This is a genomic window from Kitasatospora sp. NPDC101157 (assembly GCF_044768255.1).
Taxonomy (GTDB): Bacteria; Actinomycetota; Actinomycetes; order Streptomycetales; family Streptomycetaceae; genus Kitasatospora.
This window is the reverse complement of the sequence record NZ_JBIWPL010000017.1, coordinates 183,158-190,932: the sequence shown is the minus strand read 5'-3', so window position 1 is coordinate 190,932 and position 7,775 is coordinate 183,158. Positions and strand designations below refer to the sequence as shown.

Below are 7,775 nucleotides of genomic sequence, written 5' to 3'. Positions count from 1 at the left end.
CGCCGAGGTCGAGGCCGCGTTCACCGCCCACCCCGGCGTCGGCCAGGCCCTCGCCCTGGTCCGCGAGGACCAGCCCGGCGACAAGCGCCTCGTCGCCTACGTCACCGGCGGGACCACTCCCGGCGAACTGCGCTCCTTCGTCACCGACCGCCTGCCCGCCTACATGCTCCCCGCCGCCGTCGTCGTCCTCGACGCCCTGCCCGTCACCCCCAACGGCAAGGTCGACCGCCGCGCCCTCCCCGCCCCCGACCACACCGCGGCCCCCGCAGGGCGCGCACCCCGCAACTCCACCGAACAGACCCTCTGCGCACTCTTCGCCGACACCCTCGGACTGCCCGCCGTCAGCATCGACGACAACTTCTTCGACCTCGGCGGACACTCCCTCCTCGCCACCAAACTCGTCAGCCGCATCCGCACCGCCCTCGGCACCGAACTCCCCATCCGCACCCTCTTCGACCACCCCACCGTCGCCGCCCTGGCCGGCGCACTGCCCGCCGTCCAGGCCCGCCCGGCGCTCCAGCGGCGCACCAGGCCGGCCCGCATTCCGCTCTCCCCGGCCCAGCAACGCCTCTGGTTCATCGACCAGTTCGAGGGCCCGAGCGCCCTCTACAACACCCCGTTCGTCGCCCACCTCACCGGCGAGGTCGACGCCGCCGCCCTCGCCGAAGCCCTGAACGACGTGGTCACCCGCCACGAGGTGCTGCGCACCACCTTCGCCACCACCGACGGCCGGCCCCACCAGCTGATCGCCGAGACCGCCCGGCCCGTGCTGCGCACCCGTCGAGTGGCCGACGAGCGGGAGCTGCACGCCGCCGTGGCCGAGGCCACCGCCGAGGTGTTCCGTCTCGCCGAGGACCAGCCGATCCGGGTCTCGCTGTTCTCCCACGGTACGGACGACGGCGCCGTCCGGCACGCCCTGGTCGTCCTGCTCCACCACATCGCGGGCGACGGCTGGTCCGTCACGCCCCTGCTGCGCGACCTCGACACCGCGTACCGGGCCCGCCGCACCGGCAACGCCCCCGACTGGCAACCGCTTCCCGTCCAGTACGCCGACTACACCCTCTGGCAGCACGAGCTGCTCGGCGCCGAGGACGACCCGGCCGGCGCCCAGCACGCCCAACTCGCCCACTGGCGCGAGGCACTGGCCGACCTCCCGGAGGAGCTGGCACTCCCCTACGACCGGCCGCGCCCCGCCACCCCCAGCCACCGCGGCGGGACGGTCGGGTACCGGCTGGACGCCGAACTGCACGCCCGCCTTGCCGAGTTGGCCGCCGACGGCCGCACCAGCCTGTTCATGGTGCTGCAGGCCGCGGTGGCCGCGCTGTACACCCGTCTCGGCGCGGGCACCGACCTGCCGCTCGGCACCCCGACCGCCGGACGCACCGACGAAGCCCTCGACGACCTGGTCGGCTTCTTCGTCAACACCCTCGTCCTGCGCACCGACACCACCGGCAACCCCACCTTCCGCGAGCTGCTGGAACGCGTCCGCCGCACCGACCTGGACGCCTTCGAGCTCCAGGACCTCCCCTTCGAACGGCTCGTCGAGCAGCTCAACCCCACCCGCACCCCCGCCCGCCACCCGCTCTTCCAGACCGTCCTGACCGTCAACAGCGGCCCGGCTCCGGTTCTCACCCTGGGCGAGGTCAGCGGGGTCCTGGAGGGCGCGGGCGAGTCCCTGGCGCACTTCGACCTGAACTTCAACTTCACCGAGCAGCACGGCGAGGACGGGTCGGCGCTCGGAGTGGCGGCGGCCGTCGAGTACGCGGCGGACCTGTTCGACCACGCCACCGTCGTCACCCTGACCGAGCGCCTGCTGCGCGTGCTGGAGGCCGTCGCCGCCGATCCGGACGCACCCGTCGGCGGGATCGAGATCCTCGGCCCGGCCGAGCGGAGCCTGCTCCTCACCGGCTGGAACGACACCGCCACCCCCGTCGCCGACACCACGCTCTGCGAGTTGTTCGAGGCCCAGGCCGTCGCCACCCCCGAGGCGGTCGCCGTGGTCTCCGACACCGAACGGCTGAGCTACGCCGAACTGGATGCCCGGGCCGGGTCGTTGGCGGCCGTCCTGCTGGACCGCGGGCTGGCGGTGGAGGAGCCGGTCGCGGTCCTGATGGACCGCTCGGCCGACCTGGTGACGGCGATCCTCGCGGTCACCAAGGCCGGCGGCACCTACGTCCCCCTGGACACCCGCTACCCGCTGGACCGGATGCGGCACATCCTCGCCGACACCCGGGCGCGGCTGGTGCTGGTCGACCCGGCCCACCGCGACCACCCGGTGCTCACCGCCGACGGACCGGTCCCGCTGGACGTCACCGAGGCCCGCGACGCCACCCCGGCCGGCCGGCGCCCGCTCCCCGGCCAGCTCCTCTACGTGATGTACACCTCGGGCTCGACCGGCGTCCCCAAGGGCGTGGCGGTCACCCACCGCAACGTGGTCGACCTGCTGGCCAACCCGCACTTCCACCAGGGCCATCACAGGAGCGTGCTGCTCCACTCGCCCACCGCCTTCGACGCCTCCACCACCGAGGTCTGGGCGCCGCTGGTGACCGGCGGGCGGATCGTGCTGGCCGCCCCCGGGCAGCTCGACCTGACCGATCTGGCCGCGACCATCACCCGGCACGCCGTCACCCTGGTGCAGGCGCCCTCGGGCCTGCTGCGGCTGATGGCCGAGGAGACCCCGGAGGCGTTCCGGGCCGTCCGGCAGGTGTGGACGGGAGGTGACGTGGTGCCCCCGGAGGCCGTGCGGCAGCTGTTGCGGGTGTGCCCGGAGACGGACGTGGTCGCGGTCTACGCACCGACGGAGACGACGGCCATCAAGACCACCTTCACCATGTCGCCCGGGCGGCACGTCCCCGCCGTGGTGCCGATCGGCCGTCCGCTGGCCAACACCCGGGCCTACGTGCTGGACGACACCCTCCGGCCCGTCCCGGCCGGGGTGCCCGGCGAGCTGTACCTCGCGGGCAACGGCCTCGCCCGGGGCTACGTCGGCCGCCCGGCGCTGACCGCCGAGCGCTTCGTCGCCTGCCCCTACGGCGGCAAGGGCGAGCGCATGTACCGCACCGGCGACATCGTGCGCTGGAGCACCGACGGCGTCCTGGAGTTCCTCGGCCGCGCCGACGACCAGGTCAAGATCCGCGGCTTCCGCATCGAGCCCGCGGAGGTGGAGGCGGCGCTCGCCGCCCACCCGGCGGTGGGCCACGCGGTGGCGATGGTCCGCGAGGACCAGCCCGGCGACAAGCGCCTGGTCGCCTACGTCACCGGCGGGGCCACCCCCGGCGAACTGCGCTCCTTCGTCACCGACCGCCTCCCCGCCTACATGCTCCCCGCGGCGATCGTCACCCTCGACACCCTGCCCGTCACCCCCAACGGCAAGGTCGCCCGCCGCGCCCTCCCCGCCCCCGACCACACCGCGGCCCCCGCAGGGCGCGCACCCCGCAACTCCACCGAACAGACCCTCTGCGCACTCTTCGCCGACACCCTCGGACTGCCCGCCGTCAGCATCGACGACAACTTCTTCGACCTCGGCGGACACTCCCTCCTCGCCACCAAACTCGTCAGCCGCATCCGCACCGCCCTCGGCACCGAACTCCCCATCCGCACCCTCTTCGACCACCCCACCGTCGCCGCCCTGGCCGAGCACCTCGGCGACACCCGCACCCCGGCACGCGCCCGGCTGACGACCAGGCAGCGCCCCGAGCGGATCCCGCTCTCGCACGCCCAGCAACGCCTCTGGTTCATCGACCAGTTCGAGGGCCCGAGCGCCCTCTACAACACCCCGTTCGCGCTCCGCCTCTCCGGCGCGGTCGACTCCGCCGCCCTCGCCGAGGCCCTGAACGACGTCGTCACCCGCCACGAGGTGCTGCGCACCACCTTCCCGGCCGCCGACGGCCGGCCCCACCAGCTGATCGCCGAAAGACCCGAACTCGACCTGCTCCACAGCACGGTGGCCGACGAGGAGGAGCTGCGGGAGGCCCTGGCCGAGGCGAGCCGCCACACCTTCGTGCTGGCCTCCGAGCTGCCGATCCGCGCCCGGTTGTTCTCGCTGCCCGCCGACGAGCACGTACTGCTGGTGCTGATGCACCACATCGTCAGCGACGGCTGGTCCGTCGGGCCCCTGCTGCGCGACCTCGGCACCGCCTACCGGGCCCGCCGCACCGGCAACGCCCCCGACTGGCAGCCGCTGCCGGTCCAGTACGCCGACTACGCCCTGTGGCAGCGTGAGGTGCTCGGCGCCGAGGACGACCCGGCCGGCGCCCAGCACGCCCAACTCACCTACTGGAAGGAGGCGCTGGCCGGCCTCCCGGAGGAGCTGGCGCTCCCGTACGACCGCAGGCGCCCGATGGTCCCGACCCGCCGGGGCGACACCGTCGAGTTCCGGATCTCCGCCGAACTCCACAGCACCGTGGCGGAATTGGCGAGGAGCAGCCGCTCCTCGGTGTTCATGGTGGTTCAGGCCGCCCTCGCGGCCACCCTGAGCCGGCTGGGCGCGGGCGAGGACATCCCGCTCGGCACCCCGATCGCGGGCCGCACCGACGAGGCGCTCGACGAGCTGATCGGCTTCTTCGTCAACACCCTGGTGCTGCGCGCCGACCTGTCCGGCGAGCCGAGCTTCCACCAGCTGCTGGAGCGGGTGCGGCTGGCCAATCTGGACGCCTTCGAGCACCAGGACGTGCCCTTCGAGCGGCTGGTCGAGGTGCTCAACCCGGCTCGTTCGGCGGCCCGGCACCCGCTGTTCCAGGTGATGCTGACCTTCGGCACCGGTGAACCCGTCACTCACTCGTTCGCCGGCCTGCCCGCCCGCCTCGAACCGTCGGCGGCCGAACTCGCCAAGTTCGACCTGGCGTTCGGCTTCAGCGAGCAGCTGGACACGGACGGGACACCGGCCGGGATCGGCGTGGTGGTCGAGTTCTCCCAGGAGCTGTTCGACCCGGCGACGGTCGTGGCGATCGGCGCACGCTTCGAGCGGCTGCTCGCCGCCGTGGTGGCCGAGCCGGCCCGCCCGGTCGTCGAGGCGGAGATCCTCACCCCGGCCGAGCGGACGCTGATCCTGGACCACTGGAGCCGACCCGGGACCCACCCTGACGACCGCGAACCGGCCACCGTCCCCGCCCTGTTCGCGGCCCAGGCAGCCCGCACGCCGGAGGCCGTCGCGGTGGTCCACCGCGACGAGCGGATCAGCTACGCCGAGCTGGACGCCCGGGCGAACCGGCTGGCGCGGCTGCTCACCGCCCGGGGTGTGGGCCCCGAGCGCCTGGTGGCACTGGCCCTGCCCCGCTCGGCGGAACTGGTCGTCGCCGTACTGGCGGTGCTCAAGGCGGGTGGCGCCTACGTGCCGATCGACCCGGACTACCCGGCCGAGCGGATCGCCTACACCCTGCGCGACTCCGCTCCCGAGCTGCTGCTCACCACCACCGGGGCCGCCACCCGACTGCCCGACCCGGCCGTGCCGTTGCTGCTGCTCGACACCCCGGAGACGGCCGCCGAGCTGGCCGGTGCGGCCGCCGGAGCCCCCGCTCCCGCCCTCGGCCCGGACCACCCGGCGTACGTGATCTACACCTCCGGCTCGACCGGCCGCCCGAAGGGCGTGGTGATCCCCCACGCCAACGTCGCCCGGCTGTTCACGGCCACCGACCACTGGTTCTCCCCGGGCCCGCAGGACGTCTGGACGCTGTTCCACTCCTACGCCTTCGACTTCTCGGTCTGGGAGCTGTGGGGCGCGCTGCTGCACGGCGGCAGCCTGGTCGTGGTGCCCTTCGAGACCAGCCGCTCGCCCCGGGACTTCCTGGAACTGCTGGTCCGCGAACGGGTCACCGTCCTCAACCAGACCCCCTCCGCCTTCTACCAGTTGATGCAGGCCGACCAGGAGGAGCCGGAGCTCGGCGCCCGGCTCGCCCTGCGGCGGGTGGTCTTCGGCGGCGAGGCGCTCGACCTGGCCCGGCTGGCGCCCTGGTACGAGCGGCACGCCGAGGACGCCCCGGTGCTGGTCAACATGTACGGCATCACCGAGACCACCGTGCACGTCTCCTACCGCCCGCTGGACGCCGGCACGGCCGCCGGGCAGTCCCGTTCGCTGATCGGCACGGGCATCCCGGACCTTCGGCTCCACCTGCTGGACTCCCGGCTGCGCCCGGTGCCCGCCGGGGTGCCCGGCGAGCTGTACGTCGCCGGCGCCGGCCTGGCCCGCGGCTACCTGGGCCGCCCGGGTCTGACCGCCGAACGCTTCGTCGCCGACCCGTACGGCGCCCCCGGCACCCGGATGTACCGCACCGGCGACCTGGCCCGCTGGACGGCCGACGGCGAGCTGGACTACCTGGGCCGGATCGACGCCCAGGTGAAGGTCCGGGGCTTCCGGATCGAGCTGGGCGAGATCGGCTCGGTGCTCAGCCGCCGGCCGGAGGTGGCCTCCGCCGCCGTGGTGGTCCGCGAGGACACCCCGGGCGAGAAGCGCCTGGTCGGCTACCTGGTCCCGGCCGGTGGTCCGGTCGACCTGGACGCGCTGCGCATCCGGCTGGCCGCCGAACTGCCGGACCACATGCTTCCCGCCGCCCTGGTGCCGCTGGAGCGCCTGCCGCTGACCCCGAACGGCAAGCTCGACGAGCGGGCGCTGCCCGCCCCCGGACCGGGCCGCGCGGGCGGCGGCCGCGGACCGCGCACCCCGCTGGAGGAGGTGCTCTGCGGGCTGTTCGCCGACGTGCTCGGCCTGGAGCGGGTCGGCATCGACGACAACTTCTTCGAGCTGGGCGGCCACTCCCTGCTGGCGGGCCGGCTGGTCGCCGGAATGCGCGAGCTGACCGGCACGGACGACCTCGGCGTCCGGGCGCTGTTCCAGGCCCCGACCGTCGCGGGCCTGGCCGAACTGCTCGCCGGGGCCCGGGACGGCGCCGCCGCCGAGGAGGCCTTCCCGGTGCTGCTGCCGATCCGCACCCGCGGCTCCCGCCCCCCGCTGTTCTGCGTGCACCCGGCGGCCGGGATCAGCTGGGTCTACACCGGCCTGCTGCGCCACCTGGACGCCGAGCAGCCGATCTACGGCCTCCAGGCGCCCGGGCTGGCCGACCTGACGCGCCACCCGGCCGACCTGGCCGGGATGGCCCGCACCTACCTGGCCGAGCTGCGCTCGGTCCGGCCCGAGGGCCCGTACGCCCTGCTCGGCTGGTCCTTCGGCGGCCCGGTCGCCCACGCGATGGCGGCGCTGCTGCGGCAGCAGGGCGAGCAGGTCGAACTGCTCGCGGTGCTGGACGGCTACCCGGAGCTCGACGAGTACGCCGAGTTCACGGGCGACGACCGGGCCGAGCGTGACCCGGCGCTGCTCGCCGCGATCCTCGACTCCCTCGGCCAGCCGGCCGGCGAGATCACCGCCTGGCCCGCCGACGAGGCCGGCTACGCCGAGCTGGTCCGCCACGGCGAGGGCCCGCTGACCGGACTGAGCGGGGCCGGGGTGGCCCGGGTGGTCGAGGTGTTCCTCGCCAACCTCGCCCTGGCCGGCGACGCCCCGTTGCCGGGCTACGACGGCGACGCGCTGGTCTTCGTCGCTGCCAAGGACCGCCCCGCCGACGCCCCCGACCCCGAGACCTGGCGGGCCCATGTGGGCGGCCGGGTGGAGATCCACGAGGTGCCGAGCACCCACGGCGCGATGACCGGCGCGGAGGCGCTCGCGGTCATCGGCCCGGTGCTCGCCGACCGCCTGCGCCGCCCGGCGCCGGACCACGGGCCCGGCCACCGGACCCCCTGAACCCCCTGAACCGCCGCGACACCCCCGCACCACCACGCCAAGCGGC

At 74.5% G+C, this 7,775-nt stretch carries 1 protein-coding gene; it reads left to right on the top strand.

Annotated elements, in window-relative coordinates:
- On the top strand, positions 1-7,729 hold a 7,729-nt coding region (locus ACIRVF_RS28875; protein WP_402823929.1), incomplete at its 5' end, for an amino acid adenylation domain-containing protein.
- Positions 7,730-7,775: the final 46 nt, after the last annotated feature.